At 67.6% G+C, this 16432-nt stretch carries 14 protein-coding genes and 1 tRNA gene; 8 read left to right on the plus strand and 7 right to left on the minus strand.

Translation table 11 applies throughout. The annotated features are described in order from the left end of the window. The first annotated feature begins 39 nt into the window (after positions 1–39). Together ACFWO8_RS09565 and ACFWO8_RS09570 are read left to right on the plus strand one after the other, a co-directional pair. Positions 40–696 (plus strand): histone deacetylase, encoded by a 657-nt coding sequence (locus ACFWO8_RS09565; RefSeq protein ID WP_378946871.1) that lies wholly within the window; start codon positions 40–42, stop codon positions 694–696. A gap of 62 nt (positions 697–758) precedes the next feature. Continuing rightward, the gene (locus ACFWO8_RS09570) at positions 759–2189 is read left to right on the plus strand and encodes a lipase maturation factor family protein (protein WP_378946874.1); all 1431 of its coding nucleotides are present in this window, start codon (positions 759–761) and stop codon (positions 2187–2189) included. Positions 2190–2237: 48 nt separating this feature from the next. Here ACFWO8_RS09570 and ACFWO8_RS09575 read toward each other — a convergent pair. Then, a tRNA-Gly gene (locus ACFWO8_RS09575) sits at positions 2238–2309 on the minus strand. A 272-nt stretch (positions 2310–2581) separates the two neighbouring features. On the opposite strand from ACFWO8_RS09575, the gene ACFWO8_RS09580 reads away from it, so the two are divergent. Next, positions 2582–2959: a hypothetical protein gene (locus tag ACFWO8_RS09580; RefSeq protein ID WP_378946877.1), complete on the plus strand. Its 378-nt coding sequence runs from the start codon at positions 2582–2584 to the stop codon at positions 2957–2959. Positions 2960–3000: 41 nt separating this feature from the next. Here the strand turns inward: ACFWO8_RS09580 and ACFWO8_RS09585 are convergent, their stop codons facing one another. Beyond that, positions 3001–3864 carry an NAD(P)H-binding protein gene (locus ACFWO8_RS09585; RefSeq protein ID WP_378946880.1) on the minus strand — a complete coding sequence of 288 codons (864 nt, stop codon included), beginning with the start codon at positions 3862–3864 and terminating at the stop codon, positions 3001–3003. Positions 3865–3949: 85 nt separating this feature from the next. Between ACFWO8_RS09585 and ACFWO8_RS09590 the strand changes: the two genes are divergently transcribed. Further along, positions 3950–4741, plus strand: a complete 792-nt coding sequence (locus ACFWO8_RS09590) for a helix-turn-helix domain-containing protein (RefSeq protein WP_378946883.1) — start codon at positions 3950–3952, stop codon at positions 4739–4741. 94 nt (positions 4742–4835) lie between these two features. Here ACFWO8_RS09590 and ACFWO8_RS09595 read toward each other — a convergent pair whose 3' ends face one another. Further along, the gene (locus ACFWO8_RS09595; RefSeq protein WP_378946886.1) at positions 4836–5597 is read right to left on the minus strand and encodes a lysophospholipid acyltransferase family protein; all 762 of its coding nucleotides are present in this window, start codon (positions 5595–5597) and stop codon (positions 4836–4838) included. A gap of 200 nt (positions 5598–5797) precedes the next feature. Between ACFWO8_RS09595 and ACFWO8_RS09600 the strand changes: the two genes are divergently transcribed. The 4 genes from ACFWO8_RS09600 to ACFWO8_RS09615 all read left to right on the plus strand — a co-directional run bounded on the left by ACFWO8_RS09600 (position 5798) and on the right by ACFWO8_RS09615 (position 9327). Further along, the gene (locus ACFWO8_RS09600) at positions 5798–6697 is read left to right on the plus strand and encodes a hypothetical protein (protein ID WP_378946889.1); all 900 of its coding nucleotides are present in this window, start codon (positions 5798–5800) and stop codon (positions 6695–6697) included. Between the two features lie 101 nt (positions 6698–6798). Continuing rightward, complete coding sequence (locus ACFWO8_RS09605) at positions 6799–8334, plus strand: Rieske 2Fe-2S domain-containing protein (protein WP_378946892.1); 1536 nt, start codon at positions 6799–6801, stop codon at positions 8332–8334. Positions 8335–8515: 181 nt separating this feature from the next. Beyond that, positions 8516–8887 (plus strand): hypothetical protein, encoded by a 372-nt coding sequence (locus tag ACFWO8_RS09610; RefSeq protein ID WP_378946895.1) that lies wholly within the window; start codon positions 8516–8518, stop codon positions 8885–8887. A 116-nt stretch (positions 8888–9003) separates the two neighbouring features. Beyond that, on the plus strand, positions 9004–9327 hold the full coding sequence (locus tag ACFWO8_RS09615) for an ArsR/SmtB family transcription factor (protein ID WP_378946898.1): 324 nt from the start codon (positions 9004–9006) through the stop codon (positions 9325–9327). Between the two features lie 4 nt (positions 9328–9331). Here the strand turns inward: ACFWO8_RS09615 and ACFWO8_RS09620 are convergent, their stop codons facing one another. The 4 genes from ACFWO8_RS09620 to ACFWO8_RS09635 all read right to left on the minus strand — a co-directional run bounded on the left by ACFWO8_RS09620 (position 9332) and on the right by ACFWO8_RS09635 (position 16331). Further along, positions 9332–11257, minus strand: a complete 1926-nt coding sequence (locus ACFWO8_RS09620; RefSeq protein WP_378946901.1) for a protein kinase — start codon at positions 11255–11257, stop codon at positions 9332–9334. Beyond that, on the minus strand, positions 11254–13119 hold the full coding sequence (locus ACFWO8_RS09625; RefSeq protein WP_378946906.1) for a serine/threonine-protein kinase: 1866 nt from the start codon (positions 13117–13119) through the stop codon (positions 11254–11256). Before ACFWO8_RS09625 ends, ACFWO8_RS09620 begins: the two co-directional genes overlap by 4 nt. A gap of 17 nt (positions 13120–13136) precedes the next feature. Further along, positions 13137–14303 (minus strand): hypothetical protein, encoded by a 1167-nt coding sequence (locus tag ACFWO8_RS09630; protein ID WP_378946910.1) that lies wholly within the window; start codon positions 14301–14303, stop codon positions 13137–13139. Positions 14304–14381: 78 nt separating this feature from the next. Then, positions 14382–16331, minus strand: a complete 1950-nt coding sequence (locus tag ACFWO8_RS09635; RefSeq protein ID WP_378946913.1) for a protein kinase — start codon at positions 16329–16331, stop codon at positions 14382–14384. Positions 16332–16432 lie beyond the last annotated feature (101 nt).

The following is a 16432-nucleotide window of genomic DNA, read 5'->3' on the forward strand; positions in this document are numbered from 1 at the left end:
TCCCGCGCTCATGAACCGTGACCCACCCGAGGTGAGCCCGTGACCACAGCTCAGCACGTCTGGTACGCCGCGTACGGCTCCAACATGCACGCGCAGCGGTTCGCCTATTACCGCGAGGGCGGCACCCCGCCCGGAACCGACCACACCTATCCGGGATTCCGTGACCCCTCCGCACCGGCCGCCGTCGCCGCGCTCGTCCTGCCCGGAAGCCTGTATTTCGCCTGGCAGAGCCCGGTCTGGACGGGTGGGGTCGGGTTCTATGCCGCGCGTCCGGCGGCGGGCTGGCCGATCGGCGCGGCGGCGCGGGGGTATCTGCTGACCGTCGGTCAGTTCGGTGATCTGCTGGCTCAGGAGATGTACCGGACGCCGGCGACCGACTTCGATCCGGCGCCGGTCCTCGCCCGCGGTTCGGTGCGGCTCGGGCCCGGGCGCTACGAGACGGTGGTGCACGCGGGTACGCGCGACGGGATCCCCGTCCTCACCTTCACCTCGCCATGGGACCCGGAAACCGTTGTTCTGCAACGCCCCTCAGCGCGATACCTGACGATGATCGGCGCCGGGCTGCGTGAATCACACGGCTGGGATCCAGATCGCGTCGTCGAGTACCTGCGTGGGCGGCCCGGGATCGCCGGGCACTGGGATGAGGCCGACCTGCGTGGCGCGCTGCTCGGTGGCACCGGACTCGAGCAACCCTAGATTTCGTCGGGCGATCGCGGGTACCCCTTCGTTGCGGGGCGTCGACCACCGGGAGCACAGGCATGGAGTGGTTCACGGCACCGGAGTACTGGCAGGGCAGGCTGATCTTCCAGCGTGGTCTGGCGGTGGTCTACGCGCTCGCATTCCTGACCGCCGCCCGGCAATTCCGCGCGCTGCTCGGCGAGCGGGGAATGCTGCCCGTGCCGCGCTACCTCGCCCGGACCTCGTTCCGCCGGTCACCGAGCCTGTTCCACCTGCACTACTCCGATCGGTTCTACGCCGTCCTGGCCTGGTCGGGGGCGGTACTAGCGGTGGCCATCGCGCTGGGGGTCGCGGATCTGGTGCCGCTGTGGGCATCGATGCTGCTGTGGTTCGTGCTGTGGGTGTTGTATCTGTCGATCGTCAATGTCGGGCAGACGTGGTATTCGTTCGGCTGGGAATCGCTGCTGCTCGAGGCGGGATTTCTGGCGATCTTCCTCGGCAACGACACGGTCGCGCCACCGCTGCTGGTGCTGCTGGCCGCGCGCTGGCTGCTGTTCCGGGTGGAGTTCGGGGCCGGGCTGATCAAGATGCGCGGCGATCGGTGCTGGCGTGACCTGACCTGCCTGTACTACCACCACGAGACCCAGCCGATGCCCGGCCCGCTGAGCTGGTTCTTCCACCAGCTGCCCCGGCCGCTGCACCGGGTGGAGGTCGCGGCCAATCACTTCGCGCAGCTCGTCGTTCCGTTCGGCCTGTTCGCGCCGCAGCCGGTGGCGAGTGTGGCCGCGGCCATCATCATCGCCACCCAGCTGTGGCTGGTGTTCTCCGGCAATTTCGCCTGGCTGAACTGGGTGACACTGTTGCTCGCCACCACTGCCGTCGATACCCGTACCTACGCGGTGCTGCCCGCGGCGCCGCCGGTGTCCGCGCCACCGGTGTGGTTCATCGGGGCAGTGCTCGCCTACATCGCGCTGGTCACCGCGCTGAGCTATGGGCCGGTCAGCAACTTGCTCTCGTCACGTCAGGCGATGAATGCCTCGTTCGACCCGCTGCACCTGGTCAACACCTACGGCGCCTTCGGCAGTATCACCCGGGTCCGGCAGGAGATCGTGATCGAGGGCACCGACGACACCCACCTCACCGGCGACACCAGGTGGCGCGAATACGAGTTCAAAGGCAAACCGGGCGACCCCCGGTACCGCCCACGCCAGTGGGCGCCCTACCACCTGCGGCTGGACTGGCTGCTGTGGTTCGCGGCGCTATCGCCTTCCTACGCGCGGGGGTGTGCATTGCCGCTGGTCGCGCGCCTGCTCCGCAACGACCCGGATACGCTGCGCCTGCTGCGGCACTGCCCTTTCCCCGACGCACCGCCGCACTACCTGCGCGCCCGCCTGTACGAATACCACTTCAGCACGGCCCACGAGCTGTTCCACGAGCGAATATGGTGGCGCCGCACCCTGGTCGGCGAATTCCTGCCGCCGCTGACGCGCGAACAGGTCAAACGTCGCTGACAACGAGAAAAGCCCGGCGCGACATAGTGTCGGCCGAGCTTTTCGTTGAGCGGATGACGAGATTCGAACTCGCGACCCTCACCTTGGCAAGGTGATGCGCTACCACTGCGCCACATCCGCGTGCCTTCCGAGGCCGATCCGGCAACCGCCGGTGACTTCGTCGTGCGAGTAGGAACTCTAGCGCGAAACTCCCGAACTACGAAATCCGCACTCACCGACCGACCGCGACCGCGGTGAGACGCGGCGGTGGCGAGCGCCGTTAAGTGAGCGACAAGGTTGTGTAAGTGGCTGCGGGAGAGGGTTTTTCATAGGGCGGTTGCAGCCGCAGGGACTACGGGAGGAACTACGTGAAGACTCTGGGGATGATCGCGGCTGGCGTTGCGGTAACGGCGATGACCGTCCTGGGGGCCGGCCCCGCGCATGCCGACTTCACCGATCCGGTGGAGTTCACCGACAGCGGGGAGAACGTGGAAGACGACGGGTTCGGGGAGTACGCGGTCAACCGGGCCGAACCGAGGTCGTGCCTGGTGGTGCAGAACCACACAGGCGGTCGGGTGACGGTGCGGTTGAACTACCCGACCAGCGGCGGAAAGTGGCAGTTCAACCACGACCAGGTCGGTGTGCTCACGCGCAACGGCAAGGTGGTGACCTCGCCGTCCGGGAACTGGAACGTGCGGACGAACCCGCCGATCAGGTTCAACTGGGTCTATGACGCCAACATGAACACCCGCCGGGGTTGCAACGGGTCGTGGGTGCTGACGATGAACTGAGCCGGTCGGGTCCGGTGCGCCGCCACGCGCCGGACCCACGGTCAGCTGGGCCGACTTCCGCCGAAGGCGGCGCGATGGTCGGCGGCCCAGGTGGCGTAGCTGCGGGGTGGGCGGCCGAGGACGCGTGCGACGTCGTCGGTGATCAGTTCGTTGTGGCCGCCGCGGATGAAGGCCTGGCCGGTCAGTGAGCCGTCGACGAAGGCGGGCGGAAGGCCCGCGGCGACCATGAAGGTGCGAGCGTCGGCTTCGGGGATGTCGGTGACGGTGATCGGCCGGTCGATGACCTCGGCGAGGACGGCGGCCTGGTCGCGGCCGGTTTGCAGATCGGGGCCGGTCAGGGTGTAGGTGCGGCCGTGGTGGTCGTTGGAGCGCAGCGCCGCTACGGCGACCGACGAGACATCGCGCGGGTCGACCACGGCCTGTCGGCCGTCGCCGGTGAGGTTCGGGACGGGGTGTCCGCTGCCGAGTGGTTCGATCCAGCTGAACGTGTTCGAGGCGAAAGTGTTGGGGCGCAAGATCGTCCACTCCAGGCCCGAGTCGCGCACAGCCTGTTCCCCCGGCACATGCCAGGAACCCGGCACGCCCAAACGCGGGTCGCCGGTACCGACGGCGGACAGCTTCACCACGCGTCGCACCCCGGCTGCCCGCGCGGCAGCGACCAACGCGGCGTCGGTGCCGGTGTCGTCCGGGCCGGGAATGCCGACCAGGAACGCGGCCTCGATCCCAGCCATCGCGGGACCGAAAGTCGCCGGGTCACGGTAGTCCACCCGGACCACCTCCACGCCGGCCGGAAACTCGGCCTGCCGCGGGTCGCGGGTGGCCGCGCGGACGGCGACGCCCTCGGCTACCAGCTGTCGAACGATGTCGCTTCCGATGGTGCCTGTCGCACCGGTGATCAGGATCATGCAATGAGCATTGACTGCGCGCGGCCTGCGAATATAGGAGAAATCGGCACGGACATCGCGGCCCGCGACGCCTACTGTTGATCGGGTGCGGTACCTGACCTCGGCGCAGCTCGAGACTCCCATGACGACGCCGGAATCGTTGCGCCCATGGCTCACCGAACTCACCAGCACGCCGGTGTTCGACGATCTCGCCCAGCCGTTCGCGCACCCACCCATGGCGACGACCACGGTGGTGCTGCGCACCGAACAGTCAGGCAGGAGTACGGCATTCGTCGTCGGCGCGCAGACCAAGGCTTCCTATTCGCGGCCAGACGAGCCTGCCGGATGCGTGCGACTGCGACTGGAACCCGGTGTGACACGCCAACTTCTCGGTGTGGCCGCGGCCGAACTCACCGACCGCGCAGTCCGCCTCGACGAATTGCCCGGCCCACTGGGAACTTTCGCATCCGAACTCACCCAGCTCCCCGCCGAACAGGCGATCGGCTATCTGGATGACGAACTGCCGCAGCGCCTTTCCGAGACCGACACCGATCGCGCGCACCGGATCGTGCTGCGCGAAGCGATCACCGCGCTCACCGCCGACAACGCCCCGGCACTCCCCGAACTCACCGCTCGCCTCGCCGTCAGCGAACGCCAGCTACGCAACCTGTTCACCGCGGGAATCGGCCTGTCCCCCAAGCATTTCGCCCGCATCCAACGCCTGCGCCGCGTCCTGGCGTACGCGGGCAACAGCCCGTGGTCGCACCTGGCCGCGAACACCGGCTACTACGACCAATCCCACCTCACCGCCGACTTCCGCACCCTCATGGGCGTCCCACCCGCCGCCTACCTCCGCGGCAAGCTGCCCGCACCGACCCGCTGCCAGCTGCCACGCTGAGTAGGGGCTCAGCGATCGGCCGCTCGGGACAGCGGCGGACCTTCGCGAGCGAACCCGCCCAGCGAAGATCCGCACCGTGCAAATGCTGCCGGAGTCAGCCCTCGGACTCCTGTGTTTTCTCGGCCTTGCGGGCGAAACGCTCGGCGGCTTCGGCTTCGTCGAGGGCGGTTGCCTCTTCGAGGGACGGGGCACTGCCGCCGAGCCGCTTCGGGACCCAGTAGGCGCCGGGCTCGTGTTCGTAGGATTCCTGGAGGTCGGCGAGCATTTCCTGCATGGTGGAGCGGAGCTGTGCGGTGAGGTCGGTGGCGGGTTCGTAGGGCTGGATGGGAGTGCCGACGGCGATCGAGATGGGGGTGTTGGTGCGGCCGAGACGCTTCGGGAAGCCCTTGGTCCAGACACGCTGGGCGCCCCAGATGGTGATCGGGATGATCGGGACATCGGCTTCCAGCGCCATGCGGGCCGCGCCGGACTTGAATTCCTTGATCTCGAAGCTGCGGCTGATCGTGGCCTCGGGGTACACGCCGACCAGCTCGCCGTCGCGCAGGTATTGCACCGCCGACTGGTAGGAGTCGGCGCCCGCGGTGCGGTCGACCGGGATGTGCTTGAGGGTGCGCATGATCGGGCCGGAGATGCTGTTGTCGAACACCTCCTGCTTGGCCATGAACCTGATGTAGCGACGAGGGGTGCGAACGGGCAGACCCGCGTAGGTGAAGTCCATGTAGCCGGTGTGGTTGACCGCCAGCACGGCACCGCCGGTGGCGGGGATGTTTTCCGCTCCCTTGACGGTGAACTTCAGACCTTCGAGGAAGAACAGGGTTCGGGCCACGCCGATGATCGAGAAGTAGAGGGGTTCCACAATTACGCAAGCGTAGTCCTAGATCCCCTCGTCGGCAGGGGTGCGCCCGGTGGGCGCGGTCACCGTAGAATCGCGGCGTTCGCCCGCGCAGCCAATCCGCTTCGCGCACACCGGTCTACACCCGGCGAGTCCGCTCGCCCCGACAGTCACCGCCCGCATCGCCCGCGGGTGCCACGACCTAGGAATTGAGGAACGTCGAAGTGGAACGCGCTCAGTCGACCCCGATCGCCGCGGCTCGTCCGCGCCGCGCCTACGCGCTGGTTGCCGGACTCACCGTGACCGCGGCCCTGGTCACCGGGTGTGACTCGGTGTCGGGCATCCCGGGAGATCCGGTCGAGGCGACCACCGCCGCGCCGACCACGACGACCGCGCCGACGACTACGGCGACCCAGGCCATCGCACCGGGCGAACCGGCACCGACCAGCCCGCTCCCCGCCGACGCACCGCAGGTCGGCACAGTCGCGGGGCATGCCGACGCCGTCACCGCCGTGCGCCGCTGGGCCGCCGACCTAGCCACCGGCACCACCGCCGAACTCCAAGCGAAATGCTGGACCATCCCACCGGCCACCGTCGCCGAGATGTACGCCGATCCGCAGTCGGTGCTGGCCGCCCTCACCGCGCCGGGCACCGCGACCGCCGACACCGTGACCTGGCGTAACCGAACCGTCACTGTCACCGTCGACCGTGAGTCCGTCGCGTCCGGATATGCCTGCGGACGGGTGTCCGCGGCGGGCGTCGAGCCCGGTTACGACGACGCGGACGCGCGCCACACCGTCCGCCGCTACCTCGCTCGCGCCACCGGCAAACCCCTCGACCCGGCCGACATCGAAGCAGACCATCCACTGACCTGCAAGGCCTCGCCCGCCAACTGGGATCCAGAGGGCACCGGCAACCCCACAGCAGCCCCCTTGACAGGCGACTCGGGCAAAGTAGGCAATGTCACCTCCTACACCGGCGAGGAGCTACGATCCGAGCAGGTTCGTGGCGACTACCTGGCAGTTCACGTCCCGGTGACCACCTCACCGGGGGGCACGCGGACACGCACTTTCACGGTTGTCGCGACCGCTGAGGGCTATTGCATCGGTGACGTAACGATTTAGCCACTACCCTGGTTGGCTGGTACGCCGAAGCAGTCAGGGGGCCTGAGGCGGTAGCTCGCCATTGATCCGGCGAATCAGATCCTGGTAGGAGGAAACAGCTCGTGCAGATCACCAGCGTCGGACATGCCGGCTTCCATATCCGAACCGAGGCCGGGACGATCCTGTGCGATCCCTGGGTCAACCCCGCGTACTTCGCGTCGTGGTTCCCGTTCCCGGACAACTCTCAGCTCGACTGGGAGTCCCTCGGCGATGTCGACTACCTGTACGTCTCGCACCTGCACCGCGATCACTTCGACGCCGCGCACCTGGCGAAGTACGTCAACAAGGACGCGACGATCCTGCTGCCCGACTACCCGGTGCTCGACCTGCGCCGTGAGCTCGAGGCGCTGGGGTTCACCAAGTTCTTCGAGACCGAGGACTCGGTCAAGCACACGATCACCGGGCCGAAGGGGTCCGTCGACATCATGATCGTGGCGTTGCGCGCGCCCGCCGACGGTCCGATCGGCGACTCCGGCATTCTCATCTCCGACGGTGAGACCACCTGTTTCAACATGAACGACGCCCGACCGGTGGATATGGACGTCATCCACGACGCGTTCGGCGATATCGACATCCACCTGCTGCAGTACTCGGGCGCGATCTGGTACCCGGCGGTGTACGACATCCCGGCCCGGACCAAGGCCAACTTCGGCAAGCAGAAGCGTCAGCGCGGGATGGATCGCGCGCGCTCCTACATCGAGCAGGTCGGCGCGACCTGGGTGGTGCCCTCGGCCGGTCCGCCGGTGTTCCTCGACGCCGAACTGCGCTATCTCAACGACGATCGCGGCGACGAAGGCAACATCTTCCCTGATCAGATGGTGTTCCTCGACCAGATGAACATCCACGGCAACGACGGCGGGATCCTGATGATCCCCGGTTCGGTCGCCGACGTGCGTGGCAAGGAGCTCGACCTCGCGCACCCGTTCGACCCGGATCGGATCTACGGCGACAAGGCCGCCTACATCGAGGAGATGGCGCAGCGTTTCGCGCCGGTGCTCGCCGCGGAGAAGGCATCGTGGGAGACCGGCGAGGGTTCGCTGCTCGAGCCGCTGCGTGAGCTGTTCGAGCCGATCATGAAGCAGAGCGCGCTGATCAGCGACGGCATCGGCTACCCGGTTGGCCTGGTGATCGGCGAGGAGACCATCGTTCTCGACTTCCCGCACCGCACCGTGCGCGCGCCGCTGGAGAGCGAAGGCCGCTACCGCTACGGCTTCCGGATCGCCCCGGAACTGGTGCGCACCGTGCTGCGTGACGACGAGCCGGACTGGGTGAACACGATCTTCCTGTCCACCCGCTTCCAGGCATGGCGCATCGGCGGCTACAACGAGTTCCTCTACACCTTCTTCAAGTGCCTCACCGACGAGCGGATCGCCTACGCCGACGGCTGGTTCTCCGAGGCACACGACGACTCCGCCGTCACCGAACTCGACGGCTGGGAAGTCCAGCGCCGCTGCCCCCACCTCAAGGCCGACCTCTCCACATTCGGTGTGGTGGAAGGAAATAACCTCACCTGCAACCTGCACGGCTGGCAGTGGGACCTGGAATCGGGTCGCTGCAAGACGTCCAAGGGACACGAGCTGCGCTCGCGCAAGCTCTGACACCCAGAACAGAACGGCCGGTACGCCTTTCGTACCGGCCGTTTTTTCGTCTTCACTGTTTGCATAACTTGCAAATTGCCAATCTTCGGAGAATTCCGGATCGATTCCGGCGATGGGGACCATCGCGCTCGGTAACCTCACGATCGACGATCAACGGGATCTGAACTCGAGAGGAAAACCCATGGCGGACATGGATATCGCGCTGAAGGAAATGATGTTGCTGGACGGCGCGCTGGGGGCCTGCATCGTCGACTACACCAGCGGAATGACGCTCGGCGCGATCGGCGGGTCGAAGAATCTGGACCTGCAGATCGCCGCCGCGGGCAATACCGAGGTGCTGCGGGCCAAGATGCGCACCATGGAGCAGCTCGGACTCGAAGAGAACATCGAGGACATGCTGATCACCCTGGGCCAGCAGTACCACCTGATCCGGCCCGCCCAGGCCCGCCGGGCCAAGGGCTTGTTCCTCTACCTCGCGCTGGACCGCACTCGCGGCAATCTCGCGCTCGCGCGCCGCCGCCTCGCCGACATCGACGCCCAGCTGGAAATCTAGACGCTCGTATCATCTCTTCCCGCACGGGGTTTCAACTAGGCTCGGTCGCACTCGGCCGGTCCCGCCACCGATGTCGATGCGAGAAGTGAAGTCGGGGAAGGGAAGTGCCAGCCGGAATGCCGGGGACACAGCAGCCGCTCTATCACATGAAGGCCGACTTCTTCAAAACCCTCGGGCACCCCGTGCGTATCCGGGTACTGGAGCTGTTGAGCCAGCGAGAACACGCGGTCTCGGAGATCCTGCCCGAGGTGGGCGTGGAGGCGGCGAACCTTTCCCAGCAGCTGGCGGTGCTGCGCCGGGCCGGATTGGTCACCGCCCGCCGGGAAGGGCTCGCGGTGACCTATGCGCTCACCTCGCCGCAGGTCGCCGAACTGCTCGCGGTGGCCAGGGCGATCCTCACCGGTGTGGTCGCCGTGCAGGTCGAGGCGCTCGCTCCGTAGCCGGTCAGCTGTTGGGCAGGTTCCCGACCGCATGGCGCAGCAGGGCCGAGGCGATGGCGCAGTTCTCGTCGCGGGCAGCCTCGGAGCCGTACACCTCGACCTCGATGGTCTCCTCCCCTTCATCGGGCATCAGGTAGGCGCGGGTGCACATCGCCTTCGAACCATCCTTGCCGAGGTGAATCTGAAGCCCGTCGACGGTGACGATCTCCAGGGCTTTGCCCTTGGTGATCGTGCTGGTACGCACCAGTTTCACGCTCAATCGCACGCGGGCGTCCCACTGACACGTATGCGCGTCGGCGATCGTGGGTTCGGGCGCAAGTATGCCGATCTTCTCGGCGACAGCAGCGCGGTCGAGCAGGGCGCAGGGTTCCAGCAGTGCCAGCGAAGACTCCCGGCGCTCAGCGCGTGGCGCGGTAGTGAGCGAGCGGGCGAGATTGGCCGCGAGGTAGTCGAGGCCCGCGCATTCCTTCACCTCGGACGGGTTGCTGAGGACAACGACAATGCCCGCGTCACGCTCGGCTCCCGGACTGGCGATGGCTCGCGTACAGCCCGCCGAGCTGCCGTCGGTGACCGGGACGCCATCGACCATCGTGCGATTCGGTGTCAGGTATTCGTATTCCTGCCCCAGGTCCAACCTGATGCTGTACTTCTTGGAGCTGGCAATACAACCCCAGTTCAGGGACGGATTCAACTTCCACGCATCGGCGGCCAGCGGTGTCGGGGCGACAGGCACCGCGTCGCCGATGGCCGAGGTGAGCCAGGCACAGGAGTCGAGCTGCCGCAACTGGGCGAGCGTCAACCCGGTGACCGGTTCGGGCTCGGTTCCCGCACGCGTCGCGAAGTAGGTGATGCCGGCGAGCGCGAGGAGCAACGCCGCCAGCCCACCCGCCAGGCCGCGCTGTGCCCGCGGGCTTGCCGCGCTCCACCGACTGCGGCCGGACTCCAGTGTGCGCCTGCCATATTCGATCGCCGCTCGCGCAGCCGCGGCAATGACCTCCGGCACCGGGCGTCCGGGCGTTGGCGCGGGCGCGGTGACCGCGGGCAGGGCGGCGAGCAGCGCCGAGACCTCGTGCTGCTGCCGTCCGATGTCGTCGAGCACCGGGGCGGGCCACGGCGGCGGTCCGCTCGGCTGGGCACCGAGATAGTCCAGGATCTGCCCGGGCGTCGGGCGAGCGGCCGGATCTTTGCGCAGGCAGGCGGCGAGCATCTCGAACAGCGGCTCGGGCACCCGGCTCAGGTCAGGTTCGCGCTGGGCGATGTTGAACAGCGTGTACGGCACCGACGGCGCGGCGAACGGTGCGACGCCGGAGGCGGCGAAGGCCAGAACGGAACCGAGGGAGAACACATCCGAAGCAGCCGTCACAGTGTGCCCGAGCGACTGTTCCGGTGACAGGAAGTCCGGCGTGCCGAGGGTTGCCGCGGTGCCGGTGGTCGCGGGTCCGGCGACCGGCGTGATACCGATTTCGCCGAGACGGCCACTGTCCCTTGCCAACAGCACGCTGTCGGCGCGCAGGCGCTGATGCACGAGACCCGCACCGTGCACGGTCCGCAGCGCGGAGGCCAGTGCCGCGGCGAGGGCGCGAACGGCCGGCCCGGGCAGTGGTCCGTGTTCGGCTACCGCGACGTCGAGTCGCACGCTCGGCACGAATACCGAAGCCAGCCAAGGCCTTTCGGCGTCAGCATCGACATCGATCACGGTGGTGTTGGCAGAACCGGAGACGCGCATCGCGGCAATCGCGCTGTGCCGCATCCTGATCCGGAACTCCGGCTCGTCGAGTAGTTCCGGCTGCGGCTGCCGCACCACGACCAACGAGTCATCGGGGCCGATGGCGAGCACCGACTGGAATCCGGCCTCGGCTTCGAGCGTACCGATCACCCGGTAGCGGCCGATGGTAGACGGATCGCCGGGACCGGGCGGATGGATCGTCATGATGGGGGCAACTTCTCGAGTACGGGTTCGAGCAGAGTGGCTGCGGTGTCGCAGTGGTCACGGGCCTGCGGTCGGCCCGAGAAGTACGTGGCCCGCACCTGCTCGGCCTCGTCGTCGACGGTCGGCTGGACCATGACGACGAATGTGCAGTAGTTGGGGCCGCTGCCGTCGAGGTAGACGGTGCGATCCGCGACCTTCCTCGTCGGGCGGATCTTTCCGCCCGCCAGGCTGTCCGGCCGGATGCGCTCGTCGATATCGATCGTGTACGAACCATCGGCACCGGTCAACGCACAGCCGTGTGGCCTCGAGGAGCGCACCGGGTCGCCGACCACCGAACGAGTGGCAGCGACGTCGATCAGCGTGCAGGGGTCGAGCCCGAGCAGTGAGCCTTGCTGGAAGGTTCGCAGTGGCGGGTTGACCGACAGCCGCCGGACCACCGCGGCGAGTGCGCGCTCGGACAACGGGCAGAGGTCGCCCACCTGCGGGAAGGCGCTCGCATTCATCTTCACCACCATCGGCAGGCCGCTCTGCGTCACCACCATGCGGTCACAGGAGTCGGCCTCTTTGTACGTGCCGAGCACCGGCATCCAGTTGATGGTGCTGCCCAACGGCAGTTTGTCATCACGTATCTCGGCGACCGTCGAACTCGTGTCCAAGTTGAAAGACACCTTGCGACCCGCCCGATCGCGGTAGGCGATGGCGCAACCGCCGACCCCGCCCGGCACGAATTCAGCTGTCGCGGTGCCCAGCTCGCCGAGCACCGCGGGATCGAGCAAGGCGCAGATGTCGAGTCGGCGGGATTCGTCGTCGGTCAGCGCGAGTGGCGGGTCGTCCATCGCCACCGCATTGCCCTCGACACCGATCCCCCAGCACGCGATAGCGGCCAGCACCAGCGTCGAGGTGACCGCGGCGGCGGGAATCAGGCGCGACCACAGACTCTTCGGCCGCTCGGGCACGACCGCCGGTGCGGCCGAGGCAGTCCCGTCGGCCCAGCGACCCGCCTCGGCACGGCACTCGGCGATGCGCCTGCGGATGCGGACCGGCCAGACGGGTTCGGCCTGGATCCGGCTCGCCGCATCGAGCAGCTGTTCCGGAGTCGGGCGGGCCGACGGGTCCTTCGCCAGGCAGGCATCGACCAGAGTGCGGATCGGCTCGGGAATGCCGGTGGTGTTCGGGGCGCTGTAGAGCACGTTGTAGAGGACTTGCGGGGTGGACGCGGCGTCGAACGGACTCGCTCCGGTAGCCGCCATCGCGAGGATCGCGCCGACCGCGAAGACATCGGAAGCCGGTGTGAGCGTGCGGCATTCGGCCTGTTCCGGCGACATGTACGCGGGCGAGCCGATCACGGTGCCGGTCGCGGTGAGGGCGACGTCGTCCTCGAGCGCCCTGGCGATACCGAAGTCGATCACCCGTGGACCGTCATTGGTGAGCAGGATGTTGCTCGGCTTGAGGTCGCGGTGCACCAGGCCGGTGCGGTGGATCTCGAGCAGCGCCATCGCCAAGCCGGTGGCGAGTAGTTTCAGCCCGTTCAGATTCAGGCGCCCGAACTCGCCGATCATGTCCTGCAGGCCGGGGCCTGCGATGTATTCCGAGGCCAGCCAGGGTGTTTCGGATTCCGCGTCATGGTCGACCACACCCGCGGTGTAGGCACCGGTGACCTGCTGTGATGCCAGCACCTCCCGCCGGAACCTCGCGCGGAACTCCGGGTTTCCGGTGAACTGGCGGTGGATCTGCTTCACCGCGACCAGCCGGCCGTCGGGCCCCTGGCCGAGCAGCACCTGCCCCATTCCGCCGCGGCCGATCACTGCCAGCAGGCGATAGCGGCCCAGCTGATCGGGATCCTGCGGACCAAGCGGTTTCATCGTCGCGTCTCCCGCACTCACTGTGACCCACTCAGCAGCGCATGCTGCGCGACCGCCTGCTGGCGGATATCGATTTCCTGGTTGCTGTAGAGGCGGACCACGAATTCGTTGTGGCGGACCAGGCAGGAGAACCGCCGGGCGGGAACCGACGTGTTGTTCGGCCTGGCCGCGCGATAGCAGGAAACACCGGCGAGTTCCGGTGCTCCCGTCATCGGCGTGTAATCCGCTGCCAGCGACAGCTTTTCCTCGGCGTCGGCGAAGATCCGCGCAGCATCGTGGTTACCCGCGCGGTACAGGAACTTGTTGTACGACACCGCGATCGCATCGATCGAGCTCGCTTCGAACTCGCGCATGTCGACCGAGGGCTTATCGCGCAGCAGGGCAAAGGAACGGGGGCCGTAGACCATGAAATCCCACTTGTCCGGCCAGTAGTCGCCGGTCTTCACCACGCGGGTGAGCAGCTTGTCGCTGTCGAGTTTCAACTTCGGCAGGTCGGCGGCGGGCGTGGGAACGAAGGTATCCAGTTCGGCCAGTTGCGCGCGGTAGGTGCGCGCGAGCAGATCGGTCAACAGTTCAGGGCGCGGATCGATGATCTTCGCGTACAACCTGATCACCAGGTTCTTCCACACCAGCCAGCTCCCGACCGTCGGCACGCCGGGTCGCCAATGTGTCAGCGCCGCAGGGTATTCCAGGATCGCCAGGGGCGCGTTCTCGGTGTTGGCGGTGAAGTCGGCGGCAGCCATCGCCTGCGCGGCGGCCGTCGCCTGCGCCTCATCGGGCAACGACAGGATCGAGATCGACAGGAGCTTGTACTTGGGCTCGTTGTCCTGCTGGCCGTTGCCGGCGATCGCGCCGTAGCCTGCCAGCACGTCGAACGGCGCGAGCGCGGTCCGCTGTACGCCGGAGAGCATGTCGTCGACGCCACGCACCCCGACGATCAGGCCGCCGCCGTTGCCCTCGGTGAGCTCCGGGTCGATGCGGTCGGCGAACAGCAACCGCTCGCCGATGCGCACCGATTCCGCCAGCGTTCCCCGCACCCGGTTCGGTGCGTCGTCGTAATCGCCCGCCACCGGTTCGAGGGCATAGTCGCCGTGATCGAGGGCGGCGCTGTCACCACATGCCGCGGTGAGCAGGGTGAGCGACACCAACGCCGCCAGCCAACACAACCGGTTACGCACGAACATTCCCCTCCGACCACGGCGTGAAACGCCGGGCCCCTCCCGAACTCTGCCGTGAAACTATCACCTGCCTGTTCGGCGCCGCTACCGCGCGGGCAATCGTGCGACCGCCTGTTTCACGAGCGGATCGGCGATCGCGCACAGTTGGTCTTCGCGCTGTGCTGGGTTGCTGACGAGCACTTCGACCTCCTCGCGATACGTCTCGCCCACCTTACGGAACCAATACACCCGGCGGCATTCGTGCGCTCCCACCATGCCGATACCGAGTTCCTCGACCATCACGCCATCGCCGATGTCGATCATCTTCTGGTACGCGGAGGTCGCCCGCTGCCGTGGCTGCGACAAGGTGATCCGCACGGTGGAATCTCCCGCCCATTCGCAGGTGTGCGCGGACTTCGCGACGGCTGGGCCGAGGGCAGCGAAGGCCGAATTGTCCCCCAGGGCACAGGGATCTACCGACGACAGGGACTGCTGTGCGGCGGGGTCGGGGCGCAGGTCGTCGAGTGCGGTGGTGAGCCGTTCGACGACGTGATCGGCGAGCGGGCACTCGGCGCGGGAGAAGGTGTCAACGATGATCCCCCAGCGGCTACCCTGGTCGCCGCCCTCGATAGCGAATGCACAGTCATCGCCGCGGCGCGCGACCGCATAGCCGTTGACGACCTGCTTGCCGGACTCGAATCCATCCAGCGCGGTGCCGATTTCGACGACGACGCGCGCGCCACCCGAGCTGCCGTCACACCCCCAGCTCGAGGTCGGCTGCCAGCGCCAGGACGAGACGTCCGTCGATGCCTTCTCAGCGACCTCGGTGGGTAGTGTCTCGCCGAGAGCCTTTGGCACCCAGGTACATCCGTCGGTGCCACGCATCCGGTCCAGACCGGGGAGGGTCGCGGTCGGGATCGCCTGCGGGGTGTCCTCAGGTCCTGTCGCGGACTCGCCGCCGCGCAACACAACGGCCGTGAGCGCTCCCGCGATCACCACCGCGGTCGCCGCGGCGATCCCCACCCGGAGCGCGGTCCGCCGTTTCTCGACCGGCGCTCCGGCGGGCGGCGCTGCGATCGGGGTGTGCGCTGGAATAATCTGCGTCGCTTCAGGATCCGAGGTCAGCGCGACAAGTTTCCGGGTCTGGTCGGCGATTTCGGCGTGCACCGGTGCGGGCCACGGCTGCGACTGAACGGGCAGAACCCCCAGGTAGTCCAGGATCTGCGCGGGTGTGGGCCTGGCCATCGGATCCTTGCGCAGACAGCCCGCGATCAGATCGCGCAGCGGTGCGGGGACCTGATCGAGTTGCGGCTCACTGTGGACGATATTGAACAGGGTGTAAGGCGCGGAGGAGGCCGCGAACGGGGCAGTTCCCGTCGCGGCCATGCACAGCAGCGAGCCGAGGGAGAAAACGTCGCTCGCCGAGGTCACCGGTTGGCCGTTCGCCTGTTCCGGTGACATGTACGCGGGCGAGCCGACCACGGCACCCACTTCGGTGAGCTGCGCACCGGTGCCGATTGCCTGCGCGATACCGAAGTCGATCACGCGCGGCCCGTCGGCGGCCAGAATCACGTTGGCGGGCTTGAGATCTCGATGTACCAGGCCGGTGCTGTGGATCGAATGCAGTGCCGAGGCCATTCCCGAGGCCAGTGTGCGCAGCGCGGGCATCGGCAGCGGACCCAGCTCGCGCACCGCCTTGTCCAGCTCAACCCCCGCAATGAATACCGAAGCGAGCCAGGGCGTTTCGCCAGTAGTCTCGAAGTCGACCACCGCCGCGGTGAACGCCCCCGACACCCGGGCGGAGATGGCCACCTCACGCTCGAACCTGGCCCGGAATTCCCGATCGTCGAGCAGATGCGAATGAATCTGCTTGATCGCGACGAACCGCCCGTCGGGCCCGGTGGCCAGCACAACCCGGCCCATCCCGCCCGCACCGAGCACACCGTGCACCCGGTAGCGCCCGATCATCGGCGCGTCACTCGTCGACAGCGGCTCGATCAATGCGGTACTCCCCCGGTCCATACCCACCACGGCGGGCGTGCCCGAGACGCTCATCCGACGAGCGCCCGGTCCGCCAGCAACCTAGCATCCCGGTTCCGGTTGCCGGTCGACGTCTCCGTACTCGGTCGGCGACGAGCGGGCGCGGTCTCCCGATT

The sequence above is a fragment of the Nocardia sp. NPDC058480 genome, assembly GCF_042720495.1.
Taxonomy (GTDB): Bacteria; Actinomycetota; Actinomycetes; order Mycobacteriales; family Mycobacteriaceae; genus Nocardia.